Here is an 18,328-nt window from a genome sequence, read left to right on the forward strand (position 1 = left end):
TTCTTCTGTTATCTAATTTTAGAAATTTATTAACCAAGTAGTCTTGATTGACTACACCATTATTATACTAGGAGGTGTACTTTTTCCCATAAATGATGGACTATTCATAAATGGAGGAACCTAAAATGCTTTTTGTAAATCATATCACAAAACTATATGACAGCCAAAGCGGCGTCACAGATATTCACTTTGCCTGTGATACAGGAAAAGTCATATCAGTAATCGGACCTAATGGCTCTGGGAAAACCACACTGCTGAAAATCATAGCCGGAATATTAAAAGCAGATACAGGCTCTGTATCCATTGATGAATATGACACTTCCGAATATATGGCACGAAGGATTATCGGCTATATGCCCGACAGCCTTTCACTGGCACGCGGCCTGACTGTCAAAAACTTTCTTTATATGATATCCGATTATAAATATGACGGGATGTTTAAAGATGCGATTGACCAGGCGGTTTCAGAATTTGGCCTGAGTCCTTACCTAAATAAAGCATTCGGCAGATTGTCCATGGGAAACCAGAAAAAGGTGTCGATGGCCGCGGCATTCATCGGAACCCCCCGGCTGATTATACTTGATGAACCTACAAACGGCGTAGATACATCAGGTATACTCACCCTGAAACAATACATCAGAACTGCCCAGGATAACGGAAGCGTAATCATTCTTTCAAGCCATATCCTGGACTTCGCAGGCGGGATTTCCGACTTCTGCATTTTCTTAAAAAATGGAAAAATCGCCGCCGTGGAACAAAAGCCCAGGCGGCTTGAGGAAACCTGGAAGCGGCTGTATTGATTCCTCCAGGTTTTCTCACAATATCTTAATTATCTAATTTCCCCATTTATACCGCAATTTATAATTACAATATGTCATATAATCCAAATATTTTTCTTTCTGTAACCTACCTATCACAATATACGGCATTACATTTTGTGACTCTGCATACTTCTGAATCTCTTCAATAGAAAAATCCCCTTTTCCAACAAACTCTTCATAGCTTTCAGGCGATAAAAGCATATTGCTGGCAAAAAGATCGGCTGCCGCCTCTTTATCACGGTCACTACCATCATCTATAAATTTTGAAGTCTTTCCAATATCTCCATTCACAATGTGCCCTATCTCATGAAACAAAGAAAACCAGAAAATATCTGCAAACGCGCCCCGTATTGTTAAAACCATCTGATATATCCCATTACTCCTCTGGGAAATATACCCCTGTACAGGCGCGCCTCTAAAGTTCCTTGCGACTGAAAAATCTATTCCGTATTTTCCCATTACACTTTTCAAATCCTTTTGCAAATTTGCATCTCTTTTGCACATGACGCCCTTTATTTCGTTTACTAACTCAAGTGTATATTTTTTATCAAACCTTGCCGGCATATTTTCACTGCTTCCGGCATTCTGGCATAAACGAATCCACGCCCCAAGCACATACGGATTAACATTCGAATGCGCCGCCATCCGAAAAGCTCCCGTCGGAACCATTTCTCTCAGATTTGCTATATTGCTGATTTGCAAAGCCTTTCGGAGTGATAAAATGGAATCATCTTTCTTTTCCCGTATCGGCATCATCCCTCTTTGCCTTAAATACTTTACAATATCTTTTAAATCCTCTCTTGCCTTTCTTTCTTCCTCGGTAATTGTCCCACTTTCATTTGCTTCTAAAAGTTCTGACTCATAATTTGCCTGAAGGTTCAACCAAAAGGACTTGGGAACTTCCAGTGCATATTCCAGGCCCATCGCAAAATTGGCAGATATCCCCTTATTACCTGCAATCACAGCGCTCACATAAGCTGGAGAAACTCCTGCTCTTGCCGCCAGCTCGGCCTGTGTAATCCCGCGTTCTTCTAACACATCGGCAATCGTTTCTCCTGGATGGATAATTAAATCACGGGATATACCAATTTTCTTTCCTGCCATGGTAGTCGCTCACTCCTTCCACTTCAATTTCATTACAAATCATAATACTATCTTGTGTTGCATTCGGTTCAATGATTAACCTGACATTCGGCGCTACATGTAAAGAATAGCGAATCTGCCGATACCCTTCCAATTGCTCCGGTTTTCCCAATCCCAATTTTAAGAAATCCCCAAAACACTCTGCTGCTTTTAACCGATCCATATGTTTCTTTATTGTTCTTACCCACTCAAAAGGTAATTTCTTTTGCATTTTACTATAGTCTTCAAAGTATCTCTTTACTTTGCTATTCGCATATGTAATTTCCACTCATTTATCACCTTTCAAATTAACCTTTTGGTTAACTATATTGTTGCATATATTTTTCTATATGTCAACATTTCTTGTAAAATAAAAAAATACAAAACGACACGCTACTCCTTTACTCAGTTCTTTCAATTGACAATCCATACCTTTTTAATATGCCATAAATATGTTTGATTCTTGTTAAAGGTATTATTGACTCAAAAAAGATCCCCCCAATGGCAAATGCCCCTAAGCATATCGGTAACGATATCCCTATAATGCCCTTATATACCAACGCCGTAGCTACTGAATCCCAATTAACTAATTCCGGAACATCTTTAAACAATATTTGTATAAAAATAAAAATCCAAAATGTAGAAAATTGTTTTAACACATCTGCCATAAAATGCGGCAGTGTATAATACTCAAACATCTCCAGTTCCTTTTCTATTTCGTCAACTTGATTCCTCTCTATAATCCCCTTTATTTCTTTATCCTTCTTATAAACTTCCGAAAAAAAAGAATATAACAGTGGATATAAATAAAGTACTAATACAACAAGGCCTAATATAGTATCTTTATCCTCTTTATATGCCTCCAAGCTCTGCGATATTCCCCATGCAATTCCTAATACTTCTATAACTCCAAAAAGACAGATTCCCATTCTTTGTATCTTGTTGGCAGTTCTCCACCTTTCTTTAACAACTTCGAATTCCCTTTCCATTCTTCTTTCTCCTATTCTTCTAATTTATACTCAAAAACCGCCGCGCAGCCCCCGCACGACGGTTTTCCTAACCTTATTCCCTCTGCCCATCCCCTGCCGGGATAAACATAATCACAATTACTGCCAATAACAGCACACACGCCACCAGCGCCGACTTTTCCATAAATATCCGTGTAATTATGGTTCCTACAATTGCTCCCACGATAAAAAACAGGATAATTCCATAATACTGGAGGCTTTTCTTAATCGCCTGTTTATCTTTCGTTACATTGTACTTAAAAAACTGCTCCGTGGCGCTGCGAAGATTTCCGGTACACATGGTCGTCGCATAGGCGCTGCTTCCATGAAAGGTTCGGAAGCTTTCTACCTGCATGGAACACACGAAAGACACTGCTACATTCACAGCCTCATCATGGGCACCGGACGGGATGAAAGCTATCGTCCAGAGTACGGCAAATTCAAGCACCAGCACAATCTGCCGCCAGTGTATGACTGTCTCGTGCCGAAATTCCCGTTTCACAAGCTCCGCCACGAGAATTCCGGCCATGAACGCCAGAATCGGCCAGGTATATCCGCCAAGCTTTTCCCAGTTTCCGTCTGCGACATTGATGCCCAGCAGCACGATATTTCCCGTCTGTGCATTAGCGAAAACGCCGCCCCGGCAGACATAGGTATATACATCCAGATATCCCCCTGCTATGGCAAGCAGTACGCCTACGAGATAAGATTCGGATGCCTGTTTCCGTAAAAAACTCATCTTTTAATTCTTGCTTGAAAGATATGCGGCTTTTCCCTCTTCATAAAGGTTATTGCCTTCACTGTCTATGATAACTACCAGCGGCATATCCTCCACATAAAGCTTTCTCAGTGCTTCCGCGCCCAAATCTTCATATGCAATCAGCTCCGCTTTCTTAATGCACTTTGCCAGCAATGCGCCAGCGCCGCCGATGGCTCCAAAATAAACGCCGGAATATTTCTTCATGGCTTCCACAACCTCCGGAAGCCTTGCGCCTTTTCCAATCATCCCGCGCGCGCCCACCGACATCATGGTTGGCGCATAGGCATCCATACGCCCGCTGGTCGTAGGACCTGCGGAACCAATTACCTGCCCCGGTTTCGCGGGGGTTGGTCCTACATAGTAGATGGTTGCGTCCGTGGGATCAAAGGGAAGCTCTTCCCCTTTCGCCAGAGCCTCGCACATTCTCTTGTGCCCTGCGTCCCTGGATGTATAAATCGTTCCGGTCAGATATACGCTGTCCCCGGCATGGAGGGTTTTTGCCACTTCCTCCGTCAAAGGCAGTTGAATATGTTTTTCCATCTCAGATCACCTCCGTTTTGTGGCGTGTCACATGACAGTTGATATTTACCGCACAGGGCATTCCTGCGATATGGGTTGGCAGTGTTTCGATATTCAGCCCAATTGCCGTCGTCTTACCGCCAAAGCCCTGCGGCCCGATGCCAAGCTCATTGACTTTTTCCAGCATTTCCTTTTCCAAATCTGCATAGAACGGGTCAGGATTGGAAGAATCAACTGGACGCATCAGCGCTTTCTTCGCCAGAAGCGCGCACTTATCAAACGTACCGCCGATTCCCACGCCGACTACCATAGGCGGGCACGGGTTCGGCCCTGCCGTCTCTACTGCTTCCAAAATGAAATCCTTGATTCCCTGAAGCCCTGCGGATGGTTTAAACATGCGGATCATGCTCATATTTTCGCTTCCGAAGCCTTTCGGTCCTACTGTCACTTTTATCTGCTCGCCCGGAACGATTTCTGTATAAAGCATCGCCGGGGTATTGTCCCCGGTATTTCCACGGCGCACCGGATCTTTTACGACAGATTTTCTGAGATAACCGTTCGTATATCCGCGGCGCACTCCCTCATCGACTGCCTCTGACAAATCTCCGCCCACAATGTGCACATCCTGGCCAATCTCAAGGAATACGCACGCCATTCCCGTATCCTGGCAGATGGGAACGTTCTCATTTTCCGCAATCTCAAAGTTCGTAATAATTTTGTCCAGCACTCCCTGGGCAATTTCCCAGTCCTCGCATGCACGGCACTGGCGGATTGCCCCCTGCACATCCCCTGGAAGATACTGATTTGCCTCGATACATAATTTCTCTACAACATCTGTAATCTGCTGTGCCTGAATTTCACGCATGATACAATCACCTCCTGAATAAATTTAAAACTCTATAAAAAGATACCTATAAACTGGCATGCCAGCACCACCATAACCAGCGCCACAGGATAAGTCGCCGCATAAGCAGACGCCACGTCGTCCGTCTCTGTCACACGGATTAACGTTCCAAGCGCCGGAGTGCTCGTCATGCCGCCGCAGATGGAACCGAGCGTATTGAAAATACTCAGTTTCAGAACCTTTGCAGCGAACACATAACCCAGAAGCATCGGAATCAGCGTCATGAGTGCGCCGTACACAAACAGCAGCACACCATGCTCCTGTAAGATTTCCACGAAGCCCGCGCCTGCCTGTGCGCCCGCACCCAGAAGAAACAGAGCCAGTCCAAACTCCCGCAGGCATTCCAGGACATGCTTTTCCACCTTTACGCTCAATTTGCCAATACGCCCAAAGTGTCCCAGGATCAGTCCCGCAATCAGAGGGCCTCCGGAAGTTCCCAGCGCAAAAATACCGCCGCCCGGAAGCTTAATCTCTATCTTTGCCAGGATGATTCCCAGCGCAATCGCCAGTGAAAACGGGAAAAATCCCATACTGTCTGCATAAAACAGGGATTCTTTTTTCGTCTTATGGTAATCTTCTACTTCAACATTTGCTGCCGCCTCAAACTTTGCCCTCTCAGCAGCCATATCTGTTTTCAAAATTTTCGGAATCAGCTGCACAAAGAGAACCACGCCCACAACTCCAAAAGGATAGGCAATTCCATACCCCACAGAAGCCGCGTCAGAGCCTGTCGCTTCCAGAGCAGCCGCCAAACCTGGCGTACTGGTGAGCGCGCCCGCCATCATTCCTGTACTGATATCCGCCGGAATCCCAAACACTTTAATCACCAGGGCGCAGGTCAGCGCGCCTGACGCTATGATAATGATTCCCAAAAGGATATAAGAAGTGGCATTTACCTTAAAGTTACGGAAAAATTTGGGTCCTGCAATGAAGCCTACCGAAGTCACGAAGCAAATCAGCCCCAGTTCGCGCACCAGGGACGGAATCTCCACGCCGAAATGCCCAAATACTAAGGCAACCAGAAGGATTCCGGCAGTTCCAAGCTCCAGACCCTTGATTTTAATACTTCCTACCAGATAACCGATAACGGCAATCAGGAACACCATCATCAGCGTATTACTGAAAATGTTTTCCTGAAACCATTCCAAAATCATCATATTCTCCTCTTTCTGACGCACCTGCTGCGTCATCTTGGTAAATTTGGAAATTTACTTCCAAACTCTTTCTCTTCCTTTTAATATGTGCCACAATTTCTATCTGTACATGTATCGGAAAACAGCCTCCGCCGTTTTTTCCGTCAAAGACTGTTTCCCATATGTCTTTCTTATCTCTCGTGACGCGCATATTTCGGAAGCAGCAGCGGTGAAACATCCCCGGATGCCACACCTGCATTTTTCAATTCTTCCGCATACGTCTCGATATGGTCGAGATTCATCGTTCCAAGTTCTACGTCCTTTGCCTTTGCGGCAGCTGCTTTTCCTGCATTCCTTCCAAATACGATAATATCCAGAAGAGAGTTGCCCATCAGACGGTTTCTGCCATGAATCCCTCCAACTGCCTCGCCTGCTACCAGAAGGTTATCGATTGCCTTTGTGAATCCCTCTCCGCCGATTTCCAGACCGCCGTTCTGATAATGAAGAGTCGGATAAATCAAAATCGGCACCTTTCTCATATCAATGCCGTAGTTCATATACATACGGAACATTGCCGGAATTCTCTTCTCGATGGTTCCTTCGCCTCCCAGAATCTCAATCATCGGAGTGTCCAGCCATACTCCCTGTTCTCCGCCCGGAACTTCTACGCCGCGGCCTTCCTTACATTCACGGATAACGCCGGACGCATTGACGTCACGGGTTTCAAGCGGATGGATATACGCCTCGCCCTCTGCATTGACAAGCTGCGCTCCTACGGAACGAACCTTCTCTGTAACAAGCGCCCCCAGAATCTGGGACGGATAAATAGCGCCTGTCGGATGATACTGGATAGAATCCTGATACAGAAGCTGTGCTCCTGCACGGTAGCCCAGAACCAGTCCGTCTGCAGTTGCGCCATAGTGGTTGGATGTCGGAAATCCCTGATAATGCATACGTCCCGCACCGCCTGTTGCGATGATAACAGTCTTTGCCTTTGCCACAAGATAGTCTCCGGTTTCCATATTCAAAAGAACGGCTCCCGCTGCCTGGCCCTTGTCATCTTTAATCAGCTCTACTGCAGAAGTAAACTCTACGACCGGAATCTGACGGTTCAGCACTTCATCACGAAGCGTACGCATGATTTCTGCCCCAGAGTAATCTTTCGCAGCGTGCATTCTCTTTCTGGAAGTACCGCCGCCGTGCGTGGTGATCATTCTTCCGCTCTCTTCTTTGTCAAATTCCACGCCCAGGTCGTTCAGCCATTTGATTGCATCCGGCGCTTCCATAACCAGACGCTTTACCAGCTCCGGCTTCGCAGCAAAATGTCCGCCGCCAAAAGCATCCAGATAGTGCTGTACCGGAGAGTCATTCTCCTTATCAGCCGCCTGGATGCCGCCCTCTGCCATCATGGTGTTGGCGTCTCCGATACGCAGCTTTGTCACAATCATAACGTTCGCGCCTGCTTCGTGCGCTTCAATCGCTGCGGAAGAGCCTGCGCCTCCTCCTCCGATGACCAGGACATCCACATCATAATCCACTTTATCCAAATCAACCTTGTCTGCCAGCAGACGGCTGTTGGAGTGGAGCAGATGTACCAGCTCTTTGTTGGCCTTCTGTCCCTTGTTTGGCCCTACCTTAATCTCCTCGAAGGCTTCTTCTTTATAATCAGGATGGAATTCCTTAAGGAGCGCATCTTTTTCATCTGCCGTCAACCGTCTCGGTTCTGTAGACATACGTTCTTTTCTTGTGGCCTCTACCTTTTTGATAGATTCCATCATATACTCTGGATATGGTGTATACATATTCTGCCCTCCTTATTTCTCTATTTCTCTCGTATTGTAAAGTTCTTTCATCTCCGTGATTGGCTTCTGCATAATCTGCTCAATCAGCTCGTCATATTCACCCTTGTTGATTTCCTCTACACGGTTTTTCAGATGCTCTGCCTCAGGCGCAATATATTTTCCTGTGAGACGTCTTGCCAGAAGTCCTACCATCGGATGAGAAATCTCTGCCGGGCAGCGCACGGAACAGCAGCCGCAGCTTACGCAGTCAAAGGATTCTTCCGCACACTTCTCGAACTCGCCCCTCTGTGCGTATGCGATATACTGCATAACGTTCAAGTCCTGCGTACATGCCTTGGTACATGCGTTACAGCCGATGCAGCTATAAATTTCCGGGTACAGCTCCATCATAATCTGCTGGTTTGGTTTGATTTCATTGATATCATACGTTCTCTTGTCGGTCGGGAAGAACGGGATGCTTGCTACATACATTCCCTCCTCCACCTGTGTCTGGCAGGCGAGGCAGGTTTTCAACTCATTCTTGCCCTTAATTCTATAAATCGTGGCGCACGCGCCGCAGAATCCATGACGGCAGCCACAGCCCCTTTTCAGGGTGTATCCGGCATACTCCATTGCAGTCATGATGGTTAAATCCGCGGGTACGCTATATTTCTTGCCGAAAAAATATACGTTTACCATTTTTTCCATTGTAAGGTACCAGTCCTTTCTATATTTTATCTTCAACTCCGCAGTGCAGCTCAATTCCGCTTCGCTTCATTTCGCTTGAGGGCTTCGCCCTATATCGTCCAACATAAACACACATCCGTATGCAAGCATCCGTCTGTGTGTTTATGCCGTCCGCTGCACTGCTCATGCCTATCAATACTCCGCCGGCATTTCATCGATCTCGTCGCAGCGGAACACAGGTCCGTCTTTACAGACATATTTAGAGCCGATGTTGCAGCGGCCGCATTTTCCGATGCCGCATTTCATGCGCAGCTCCAGGGTAGTGTACACCTGCTCTTTGGAGAAGCCTACCTCCTGTAAGCCCGCCAGCGTGAACTTAATCATGATGGGCGGCCCGCACAGAAGCGCCGTCTTGTCTGTGGAAAAGCCCAGCTCTTTGACGTAGTTCGGGACAAATCCTACATGACCGTCCCAGCCTTCCTGCTCGCGGTCAATGGTGAGGTACACGTTTACGCCCTCTGCTTTCATCCAGACTTCCTGGATTTCCTTCAACTGCACCAGATCGTCTGCGGAGCGGGAGCCATAGACAATGTCCACGGTTCCGTAGTCTGCACGGTTATCCAGCACATAATTAATCACGGAACGCAGCGGCGCAAGCCCGATACCTCCTGCGATAAACAGCAGGTTCTTTCCTTTCAGCTCGGTATCTACCGGAAAGTTATTCCCATATGGCCCGCGGACGGTAATCTCGTCGCCTACCTGGAGACTGTGGAGATAGTCGGTCAGCACACCGCATTTCTTGATGCTGAATTCCTGATATTCTTTGTTGGTCGGTGATGAGGTGATGGAAAACATACCTTCACTGATGCCCGGCGCGCACACCATCGCGCACTGCCCCGGCATATGCTCAAAGAGCTTTCCGCCCTCCGGCGCGTTCACGCGGAACGTCTTTACATCCGGCGTTTCCTGACGGATATCTGTAATTACGCCTACCTTTGGAATCAGCGTATCCAGTGTGTAATTTTTATGACAGGTACATTCGCTCATTACTTGTCACCTCCCTGTTTCTGAAAGGCTTTGATGACCTTTACAATATTTAAGGATGCCGGGCATTTCTCCACACAGCGGCCACAGCCCACGCAGGAGTACATGCCGTCATTGTTTGCAGGGAAATACACCAGCTTGTGCATAAATCTCTGGCGGTATCTCTGCATCTGGCTGGTACGGTTATTTCCGTGAGCCATCATGGTAAAGTCTGAATACATGCAGGAATCCCAGCAGCGGTAACGTTTCACGCCGTGCCCGGTGTTATAGTCTTTGATATCATAGCACTGACAGGTCGGGCACACAAACGTACATGTCCCGCATGCCAGACATGGTTTATAAAGTTCTTCCCAAAGCGGGGAATCAAATTTCTCAGAAAGCGCGTCTCCGTTCCATCCCTCTAAGGAGAGATTCGAATACGGCAGCTTCTCTACGATGCTGCGGATAGCGGCTTTCTCGTCCTCCACCTTCTTTTCGTCTGCATCGCCCGCAGACTCCAGAAGGTTCTCTACGTCTTTCGTCAGCGCCTCGCCTTTCTCTGTAAGGGATTTCCAGTACAGATTTCCTTCCACCATCCATGTCGCTACATCGGCGGCCGGCTCGGCACAGTCAATGCCAAACACTTTACAGAAACAGCTTTCTTCCGGCTCATGGCATGCCATAGCCACAATAGTTCCATGATCTCTTCTTGCGGCATAAAAGGTATCTACCGGGTCTGCCAGAAATACTTTATCCAGCACCTGAACCCCCTGGACATCACATGCTTTCATCCCGAAAACCACGAATTTCTGCTCTTTTAATGCCTCCGGCTCTATCTGAATCTTCTTTCCTTCCTTTATACAGGTATACAGGTTCTCGCTCTGCGGAAAAAATGCGTCTTTCGGGGATTTTACACTTTTTAAAGTGTCCAAATCTACTTCTGCATCCTCGCTCCACACACCGAAATTCACCTGCTCTGCGGTTCTCACCGGCAGATATAATTCCTGGGATTCGGCAATTAACCGGAATAATGCCGACAGATTCTCTTTTGCTATCTTATACATACATTATCCCCTTTCTCCCACGATACCCGGCTCCACATCATCAAACGTGAAGTCCGTGAGCGGCCCTCTTGCTTCTGTATCCTCGCCTGCCTGGAAATCACCGTAGAATTCATTGATATCCTTGATGAATTTCCGGTTGAACAGATGCAGAGGAATTCCCTGGGGACATACCCTGCTGCACTCGCCACAGTCCGTACATCTTCCCGCCACATGGAACGCGCGGATGATATGGAACATCTTCTCTTCAAAGGAATCCACGTTCGCTTTCTGGGCGCTGTCGAATTTATTGCTGTCAAAGACACATTTGCGGCAGCTGCACGCCGGACAGACGTTCCTGCACGCGTTGCAGCGGATACATTTGCTCAGCTCCTTCTGGAAAAATGCAAATTTCTCTTCCGGGCTCATCGCCTCGATGCGCGCTACCTCTGTGAAGCGGTCCGCATCCTTCGTATCTTTGGACTCTCCGATGATTTCATCGTAAATCTTGTGCTCTTTGCCTTTGCACACATGGCATCTCTCCAGCATGGCGTCCGCATAGGAGCAGGTCTTTTCCCCATAAAGCGTCTGAATCGTCAGGTTATCCGCCTCGTCGGTGATTTCCGCGCCTTTGATGCTCTCGATTCCCTTGACGCCCTGTTTTCTGATTTTCTCAATATCCAGCTTGCCTTTGCAGCCCACGCCCACGATATAGGCTTTGTCCCGGTCTACCCGGTGCTCTTTAATAAGCTGGTTAAAGCTGTATGTATCGCATGGTTTCAGGCAAACCATAGTCTTTCCTTCCAGTTTGGAAGCTTCTATCATATATTTGCTGAGGTTCGCCCCGCAGAATCCGTTGTAAACGAAATCCTCAAGGCTCTCCACGCTTTCAAAGTATGCCGGCTCCGGATTGTAGGGCAGGTCTCCGGCTTTCCAGCCGAGAACCCGTGCGACTGTTCCGTCAGCCAGCAGCTCTTTTGCACGGTTGATTACTTCCTGCATCTCAAATCCTCCAATCTTACGTTCTTGCCCAAAGAGCGGATTTTCTCTACAAACTCATTCATAGTTGTAGAAAACTTCACGCCCTCTGCCGCAGACACCCACTCGACACGGGTACGTCCGTTTTCCACGCCGATGTAGTCCAGCATAGAAAACAGCAGCGTCATACGCCTTCTCGCGTAATAGTTTCCGGTGCTGTAGTGGCAGTCTCCCGGATGGCAGCCGCACATGATGACGCCGTCGGCTCCCTTTTCAAACGCCCGCAGGATGAACATCGGATTCACGCGGCAGGAACAGGGAACACGGATAATCTTTACGTCCGCAGGATAGCCAAGACGGCTGCTTCCTGCCAAATCTGCGCCTGCGTAGCTGCACCAGTTACAGCAGAACGCCACGATTTTCGGTCTGAATTCTTCTTTTGCTTCTATTGACATATTGCATCCACCTCCGCTAGAATCTGTCTGTTCGAGAATCCCTGCAGGTCCATAGCGCCGGACGGGCAGGCAACGGTACAAGCCCCGCATCCCTGGCACAGTGCGCTGTTGACTACCGCTAAGCGGCGCGTCTCGCGGCTTCCGTGGTCATTGACCTGTCTCTCCTCATAAGTGATGGCTCCATACGGGCATACATTCGCACAGGTGGAACATCCGTTACACAGAAGTTCGTCGGACTGCGCGGTACATGGATTGGTCATCAGCTTATCCTTTGCCAGCAGTCCGATGGCTTTTACTGCCGCCGCGCCTGCCTGGGCTACCGTCTCAGGAATATCTTTTGGCCCCTGGCATACGCCGGACAGGAAAATACCTGCGGTCGGGGACTCTACCGGACGGAGCTTCGCATGTGCTTCCGTCAGGAAATTGTTGGTATCAATGCTGGCCGTCAACATGGTCGCAATCTTTCTCACGCCCGGATTCGGTTCGATGGCTGTCGCCAGAACGACCATATCCGCCTCTTTTAAAATCTGCTTATTGTCCAGAAGGTCGGAACCCTGAACCAGCAGCTTTCCGTTTGGCTGAGGAATGACTTTTCCTACCTGGCCTTTGATGTAGTTGACGCCGTACTGCTCCACCGCTCTCCGGTAGAACTCGTCAAAGTTCTTGCCCGGCGTACGTACGTCAATATAGAATACCGTCACGTTTACATCCGGATATTTATCACGGATCAGCATCGCATGTTTTGCCGTATACATACAGCAGATTTTGGAACAATATGGCTTTCCTCTGTCGTCTGAACAGCGGCTTCCCACACACTGTACGAATACCATCTCCTTCGGCGCTTTTCCGTCGGAAAGACGTTCCAGATGTCCCTTGGTCGGTCCTGCCGCATTCATAATACGTTCCAGCTCCAGGGAAGTAATGACGTCTTTGCTCTGGTTGTAAGCATACTCATCATAATTGTCCAGCTTAATCGTATCGAATCCGGTAGCAACCACGATGGCGCCGTATTTCTCTGTGATAATCTCGTCCTTCTGTGTGTAGTCAATCGCTCCTGCCTGGCAGACTTTCGAGCAGACACCACATTTTCCGGTCTTAAATTTGATACAATTCTCGGTATCGATAACCGGGACATTTGGAATCGCCTGCGCAAACGGCGTGTAGATAGCGCTTCTCGTATTCAGCCCCCGGTTAAATTCACTTGCCGCTTTCTTGGACGGACATTTCTCCTGACAGACGCCGCAGCCGGTACATTTGTCCATGTCCACATATCTTGCCTTTTTACGGATATCCACGGTAAAATCTCCCACGAACCCGCTTACTTTTTCCACTTCACTATATGTATGGATATGAATCTTCTCGTGTGCTGACGCCTCCACCATCTTTGGTGTGAGGATACATGCGGAACAGTCCAGGGTCGGGAACGTCTTGTCAAGCTGTGACATCCTTCCGCCGATGCTCGGCTCCTTTTCCACGATATCGACTTCATACCCTGCATCCGCAATGTCAAGCGCTGTCTGGATGCCTGCGATACCTCCGCCGATAATCAGCGCCCTCTTGGTCACACGGCTCTCGCCGGGTTTCAGCGGTGCGTTTAAGTTTACCTTCGCGATAGCTGCCCTGGCAAGGATGACTGCTTTCTCGGTAGCCTCCTCCATATCCTTGTGAATCCAGGAGCAGTGCTCACGGATATTTGCGATTTCCACCATGTACGGATTCAGTCCGGCTTTCTCTGCGGCCTTCCGGAATGTTGTCTCGTGCATACGCGGGGAACAGGAACATACCACGACTCCTGTCAGATTTTTCTCTTTGATGGCTGCGATGATTTTTTCCTGCCCTGCCTCAGAACACATATACTGGTAATCCTCGGCATGAACCACTCCCGGCTCCAGGAGCGTCATCTCGGCAACCTTCTTTACATCTACCGTAGCGGCGATATTGCTTCCGCAGTGGCAGACAAATACTCCTATCCTCTGCATTCTGTGCTTACCTCCTGTATCTTCTGAATGCGCTGACTAAAAGCTGCTGCGGAAGCTCCGGGTCAAGAAGCTCCGGAATCTCGTCTGCCTTCAGGTAATTCTGCCCCTTCTGGCGGACGACAATCTGCCTTGCCGCATCAATCAGCTTGCCCGGCTTTACATCCCTCGGACAGCGCTCCACACATGCAAAGCATGAGAGGCATTTCCACAGGGATTTGGACTGTACCAGTGTCTCAATATCTTCATTTGCCACGTAGGAAACGAACTGATGGGGCTTGATGTCCATCTCGTTATACGCCGGACAGGTAGCGGAACACTTGCCGCATTTCATACATTTTAAAGGATTGACGCCGCTTATTTCCTTGATAAGCTCTGCCTGCTTCTTCTCTTTGCTCATGCCTTCGCCACCTCCTCTTTCACACCCAGCGCCTCTGCCAGAAGCTCTGTGAAGTAGTACACCGGAAGCCTGTTCTGCACACTGTTGTTTAAATTGTACAGGCACAATGGACAGGCAGTAATCAGCATTTCCGCACCGAAGCCTTCAGCGCTCTCCATGATGTTATTGCACATGTTTTTTGACATGTCTTTTTCTTTCAGGGAGATGTAGCCGCCGCAGCATTCGTTCCTGTACGGGTAAATCACCGGCTCCGCACCGATGGCACGGATGAAGTCCTCCAGAATCTTCGGATTCTCCGGGTTATCAAACTGTAAAATCTTGCCGGGGCGCAGAAGCAGACAGCCATAGTAAGCGCCGATTTTCTTCCCGGTCAATGGATTTGTAACTTTCTCTTTTAGCGTGTCAAACCCTACACGGTCCCGCAGCACTTCCAGAAAATGAAGGACTGTTGTCTCACCTGCGTAGGGCTCTTCAAGCTTCATATAATTGTTCGCTCTGGTACGGATGTCCTCTACATTCTGCATATCATCATTCACACGCTTGATGACATGATGGCAGGCAGAACAGAGCGTCACCAGATCCTGATGCTTCTCTTTTGCTTCATTTAAAGCACGCACGGAAGAAAGCTTCGTGGCAATCTCGTCGCTGCCCAGCGGGTAAACGCCTCCGCAGCACTGCCAGTTCTCAATCTCTTCCAGTTCAAATCCCAGCGCCTTCGCTGAGGCTCTGGCATAAGCATCCAGGTCTTTCGCCTTTGTTCTCAGGGTACATCCCGGATAGTAACTGTACTTCATCATTATGTTGTCCTTTCTTCTAAAAATTATGGGATACGCTGCGGCCCGACCGCTCCTCCAATGGAATAACAGATAAGCCGCAGCAGTTTTCCGCTGAATTTAACCGGAGAATCTTACAGATCAATCTGAGCGATAACTGCTTTCAATGCATTTGCGCTTGCCTGTAGCTGCTCAATTTCTCCCTTATTCATACGCATCGGCACTTTTCCACGGATACCTTCCGGACCTACCAGAGTCAGGGTACTCAGGCATACATCTTCAATGCCATACTCGCCATGCATCATGGATGACACAGTAGCCATGGAATCCGAGGATGAGGACAGAATGCTGCACAGCTTGCATACTGCCGCGGAAATCGCATAGAAGGTAGCCCCTTTATTGGCAATAATCCTTCCGCCGGATTTCTGTACGTACTCAAGCATACCCGGTTTATCCAGTTCTTCTACATCCCTGCCCATGCTGCGGAGCAGCTTGTAGTATTCATCCACGCTTACACCTGATATATACGCGCCTGTCCACGGTACAAAAGAGGTGTCTCCATGCTCTCCAAATACATATGCGTGAATATTTTTCTGTGCAACCTTAAAATGCTCAGACAGCCCGCAGCGCAGACGCGCCGTATCCAGAAGCGTACCGGAACCTACAATCTGGTTCTCCGGCAATCCGGAAATCTTTGTAAATACGTAGGTCATAATGTCCACAGGATTGCTTACGATTACGTAGAGTGCATTTGGTGCAGCCGCTACGATTTCCGGTGTGATGGATTTTAAAATATCCACATTTGTCTGTGTAAGCTCAATCCTTGTCTGTCCGGGTTTACGGGCAATTCCTGAAGTAATAATAACAATATCAGAATCCTTTGCATCCGCATACTCACCGGCCGTAATCGCAATCGGGTCGCGGAAGCAGGTTCCCTGGGCGATATCCAGCACTTCACCCTCAACCTTCTGCTTGTTAATGTCAATCAGGACAATTTCTGATGCGATATCCTGTGTGGATAACGTATATGCTATCGTTGCCCCTACGCTTCCCGCACCAATAATAGTAATTTTACTGCTCATAAATGTTTCCTCCTTTTTACATTGTCTTTATTTTAACAATCATAGCAAAAAAATTATGAAACCGTGCCCGTTTACCGTATTCCCCGTTTATAAAATGTAAGCGGAGGGTACGGTAAACGTGGACGCCAAAAAACAATCCGAGTAAACCGCTTCATTACTCCGCACTTAAGGAAGCATTCGCTCGATTTCATTACACACATCATAACACATTGATAAGAATTTAACAAGAGAATTCTGAACTTTTTTGCTTTTAAAAAAGTGCGCACAAATTTCTGAATTTGTGCGCACTTTTTATTACAAAATCCTTTTCTTATTTCAAGAAAACTGGCCTTCTCACATATTTAAACCCTGACGACCACGCCTCGCCTATCACTACTCCATTTTGGCTGGAAGAACAATGTGCCACAATGAGACTTCCGTCTGAGTTCCTGCCAACCACAACTCCCACATGATTCCTGTCTCCCGCCTCAGGAGATGCATAAAATACCAAATCTCCCGGCAGCGCCTCGTTGCCGTCTACCATCTCTGAAGCATTCCACTGGGTCGTGGTATGGTTACCGATACCGCCGTCTGTCCCGCCCAGGGCATTATAGAATGCCCAGCATACAAATCCGCTGCAGTCAAGGCCAAATCCCCTGGTCGTTCCTGTCGATACGCTTCCTCCTGCGGTAACTTTAGACGGTTCTCCCCATCTGGTATCCCAGCCCATAGCATAAGACTTTCCGCCCCAGAAATAACCGACCCGTCCTACAAGGCTGCACGCTGCTGCTACAATCGCCGCCCTTGCGTCTGACACGCCGCTTCCTGTTCCTCCGTAAGCAAAACCCTTTGCTGCGGCTGCGATTGTACACAGCCGCTTGCATTCATCCCCTGTATATTTCTCAAGAAGCTTTCTTCCGCTTTCATCCAAGTTATTCAGCTCCGCATAATCATGGATGTCCAGGGAGCAGATTTCCTTTTCCAAATCCACTTCCTTCGAAAGTTTCTTTGTAATAATCGAATCCCTGCGGACATTCATAAAGAAGAATATCTTTTCCAGCTCTTCTTTCGCTTCCGCATCCAGGTGGATTGCTTTGCCCGAATCACCGTCCTGGACTCTCAGCACATAAACCGCGAGCACATCCTGCCAGTTCTGCACCTGAAATTCGTCCGGCTGTTCCAGCCACTGGCAAAAATCCTTTTCGACTTCTTCCATAACCTCTGAAAATTCCTCGTCGAAACTCAGATGATAAGATGCCGAAAGCTGCTCCAGATAAATCTTATTTCCTGCGATGATATTTGCCAGGAGATTGGCGTTCGCATCCGAATGATCCTCCTGCTCCTTTGCCTGCTTCGGGCGTTTTATGGTTATCAGCCCGTTTTTCCCTTTTATTTTCTTATTTCCCTTTTTCTCTCCCGGTGTTTCAGGAGTTTCTTCCGTCGTCCCCACAGTATCCGGCTCCGTAACCGTTGGTGTTTCCGACTCTGTCTGTTTCACCGTTTCCGTCTGCACAACAGCTGCCGTCTCACTCTCCGATTCTGTTTCTGTCGGCATAGTCGTTTCTGACTCTGTGTGGGATTCTGTCTGTGTCTCCGTCTGTGTCTCTGTTTCTGTTGGTTTCTCTGTTGGTTTCTCAGTTTCTTTCTCTGTCTGCGTCTCAGAAATACCTTCCGTAACCATCTCTGAATCCGCTTGTCTTTCTTTGATATCTGTTATTCGCTCTGCCGCAAATACCATTCCGGGAGTCTGCAGAACCAAAGCGCCCGACAGTACCAGGCATCCTGTCATCTTGCTTAATTTTTTTAAATTCATATGTACTCCTTACTCATATATGACTTGAAAATCAAACTGCTATATAAGCACTTCATAGAATTTTTTCTATTATAT

At 47.9% G+C, this 18,328-nt stretch carries 19 protein-coding genes; 1 reads left to right on the top strand and 18 read right to left on the bottom strand.

The annotated features are described in order from the left end of the window. Nucleotides 1-125 precede the first annotated feature (125 nt). A complete protein-coding gene (locus NFR99_RS06455) occupies nt 126-800 on the top strand; it encodes an ABC transporter ATP-binding protein (RefSeq protein WP_251353243.1) in 675 nt (224 codons plus the stop codon). A gap of 33 nt (nt 801-833) precedes the next feature. Here NFR99_RS06455 and NFR99_RS06460 read toward each other — a convergent pair whose 3' ends face one another. The 18 genes from NFR99_RS06460 to NFR99_RS06545 all read right to left on the bottom strand — a co-directional run bounded on the left by NFR99_RS06460 (nt 834) and on the right by NFR99_RS06545 (nt 18,253). After that, nucleotides 834-1,925 carry a HigA family addiction module antitoxin gene (locus NFR99_RS06460; protein WP_251353244.1) on the bottom strand — a complete coding sequence of 364 codons (1,092 nt, stop codon included), beginning with the start codon at nt 1,923-1,925 and terminating at the stop codon, nt 834-836. Beyond that, nucleotides 1,894-2,232: a hypothetical protein gene (locus tag NFR99_RS06465; protein WP_251353245.1), complete on the bottom strand. Its 339-nt coding sequence runs from the start codon at nt 2,230-2,232 to the stop codon at nt 1,894-1,896. Before NFR99_RS06465 ends, NFR99_RS06460 begins: the two co-directional genes overlap by 32 nt. A gap of 112 nt (nt 2,233-2,344) precedes the next feature. Beyond that, nucleotides 2,345-2,932, bottom strand: coding sequence for a hypothetical protein (locus NFR99_RS06470; RefSeq protein WP_251353246.1), 588 nt, complete (start codon nt 2,930-2,932; stop codon nt 2,345-2,347). 73 nt (nt 2,933-3,005) lie between these two features. After that, a complete protein-coding gene (locus NFR99_RS06475) occupies nt 3,006-3,689 on the bottom strand; it encodes a YoaK family protein (RefSeq protein WP_251353247.1) in 684 nt (227 codons plus the stop codon). Between the two features lie 3 nt (nt 3,690-3,692). Then, complete coding sequence (locus NFR99_RS06480; RefSeq protein ID WP_251353248.1) at nt 3,693-4,250, bottom strand: Fe-S-containing hydro-lyase; 558 nt, start codon at nt 4,248-4,250, stop codon at nt 3,693-3,695. Between the two features lies 1 nt (nt 4,251). Further along, nucleotides 4,252-5,094, bottom strand: a complete 843-nt coding sequence (locus tag NFR99_RS06485) for a fumarate hydratase (RefSeq protein ID WP_251353249.1) — start codon at nt 5,092-5,094, stop codon at nt 4,252-4,254. A gap of 32 nt (nt 5,095-5,126) precedes the next feature. Continuing rightward, entirely contained in the window at nt 5,127-6,290 is a 1,164-nt protein-coding gene (locus tag NFR99_RS06490; RefSeq protein WP_243126582.1) for an aspartate-alanine antiporter-like transporter, read from the bottom strand. 167 nt (nt 6,291-6,457) lie between these two features. Continuing rightward, entirely contained in the window at nt 6,458-8,068 is a 1,611-nt protein-coding gene (locus NFR99_RS06495; protein WP_251353250.1) for an FAD-dependent oxidoreductase, read from the bottom strand. A gap of 12 nt (nt 8,069-8,080) precedes the next feature. Further along, on the bottom strand, nt 8,081-8,755 hold the full coding sequence (locus tag NFR99_RS06500) for a 2Fe-2S iron-sulfur cluster-binding protein (protein ID WP_120482827.1): 675 nt from the start codon (nt 8,753-8,755) through the stop codon (nt 8,081-8,083). A 171-nt stretch (nt 8,756-8,926) separates the two neighbouring features. Continuing rightward, on the bottom strand, nt 8,927-9,781 hold the full coding sequence (locus NFR99_RS06505) for an FAD/NAD(P)-binding protein (RefSeq protein WP_135975891.1): 855 nt from the start codon (nt 9,779-9,781) through the stop codon (nt 8,927-8,929). Then, nucleotides 9,781-10,821 (bottom strand): 4Fe-4S dicluster domain-containing protein, encoded by a 1,041-nt coding sequence (locus NFR99_RS06510; RefSeq protein ID WP_251353251.1) that lies wholly within the window; start codon nt 10,819-10,821, stop codon nt 9,781-9,783. Before NFR99_RS06510 ends, NFR99_RS06505 begins: the two co-directional genes overlap by 1 nt. A gap of 3 nt (nt 10,822-10,824) precedes the next feature. Next, nucleotides 10,825-11,799 carry a 4Fe-4S dicluster domain-containing protein gene (locus NFR99_RS06515; protein ID WP_120482764.1) on the bottom strand — a complete coding sequence of 325 codons (975 nt, stop codon included), beginning with the start codon at nt 11,797-11,799 and terminating at the stop codon, nt 10,825-10,827. Next, nucleotides 11,787-12,230, bottom strand: a complete 444-nt coding sequence (locus NFR99_RS06520) for a hydrogenase iron-sulfur subunit (protein WP_120482766.1) — start codon at nt 12,228-12,230, stop codon at nt 11,787-11,789. Before NFR99_RS06520 ends, NFR99_RS06515 begins: the two co-directional genes overlap by 13 nt. Then, nucleotides 12,221-14,209 carry a CoB--CoM heterodisulfide reductase iron-sulfur subunit A family protein gene (locus tag NFR99_RS06525; protein WP_251353252.1) on the bottom strand — a complete coding sequence of 663 codons (1,989 nt, stop codon included), beginning with the start codon at nt 14,207-14,209 and terminating at the stop codon, nt 12,221-12,223. The genes NFR99_RS06520 and NFR99_RS06525 overlap by 10 nt, the downstream gene beginning before the upstream one ends. 7 nt (nt 14,210-14,216) lie before the next feature. Further along, entirely contained in the window at nt 14,217-14,606 is a 390-nt protein-coding gene (locus tag NFR99_RS06530; RefSeq protein ID WP_135975894.1) for a 4Fe-4S dicluster domain-containing protein, read from the bottom strand. Then, a complete protein-coding gene (locus NFR99_RS06535) occupies nt 14,603-15,400 on the bottom strand; it encodes a CoB--CoM heterodisulfide reductase iron-sulfur subunit B family protein (RefSeq protein WP_251353263.1) in 798 nt (265 codons plus the stop codon). Before NFR99_RS06535 ends, NFR99_RS06530 begins: the two co-directional genes overlap by 4 nt. Before the next feature lie 113 nt (nt 15,401-15,513). Continuing rightward, nucleotides 15,514-16,461: an L-lactate dehydrogenase gene (locus tag NFR99_RS06540; RefSeq protein ID WP_120482772.1), complete on the bottom strand. Its 948-nt coding sequence runs from the start codon at nt 16,459-16,461 to the stop codon at nt 15,514-15,516. A gap of 310 nt (nt 16,462-16,771) precedes the next feature. Then, nucleotides 16,772-18,253 (bottom strand): NlpC/P60 family protein, encoded by a 1,482-nt coding sequence (locus tag NFR99_RS06545; RefSeq protein WP_135975895.1) that lies wholly within the window; start codon nt 18,251-18,253, stop codon nt 16,772-16,774. Between the last annotated feature and the right edge of the window lie 75 nt (nt 18,254-18,328).

The organism is Hominisplanchenecus murintestinalis, assembly GCF_943193015.1.
GTDB lineage: Bacteria > Bacillota > Clostridia > Lachnospirales > Lachnospiraceae > Hominisplanchenecus_A > Hominisplanchenecus_A murintestinalis.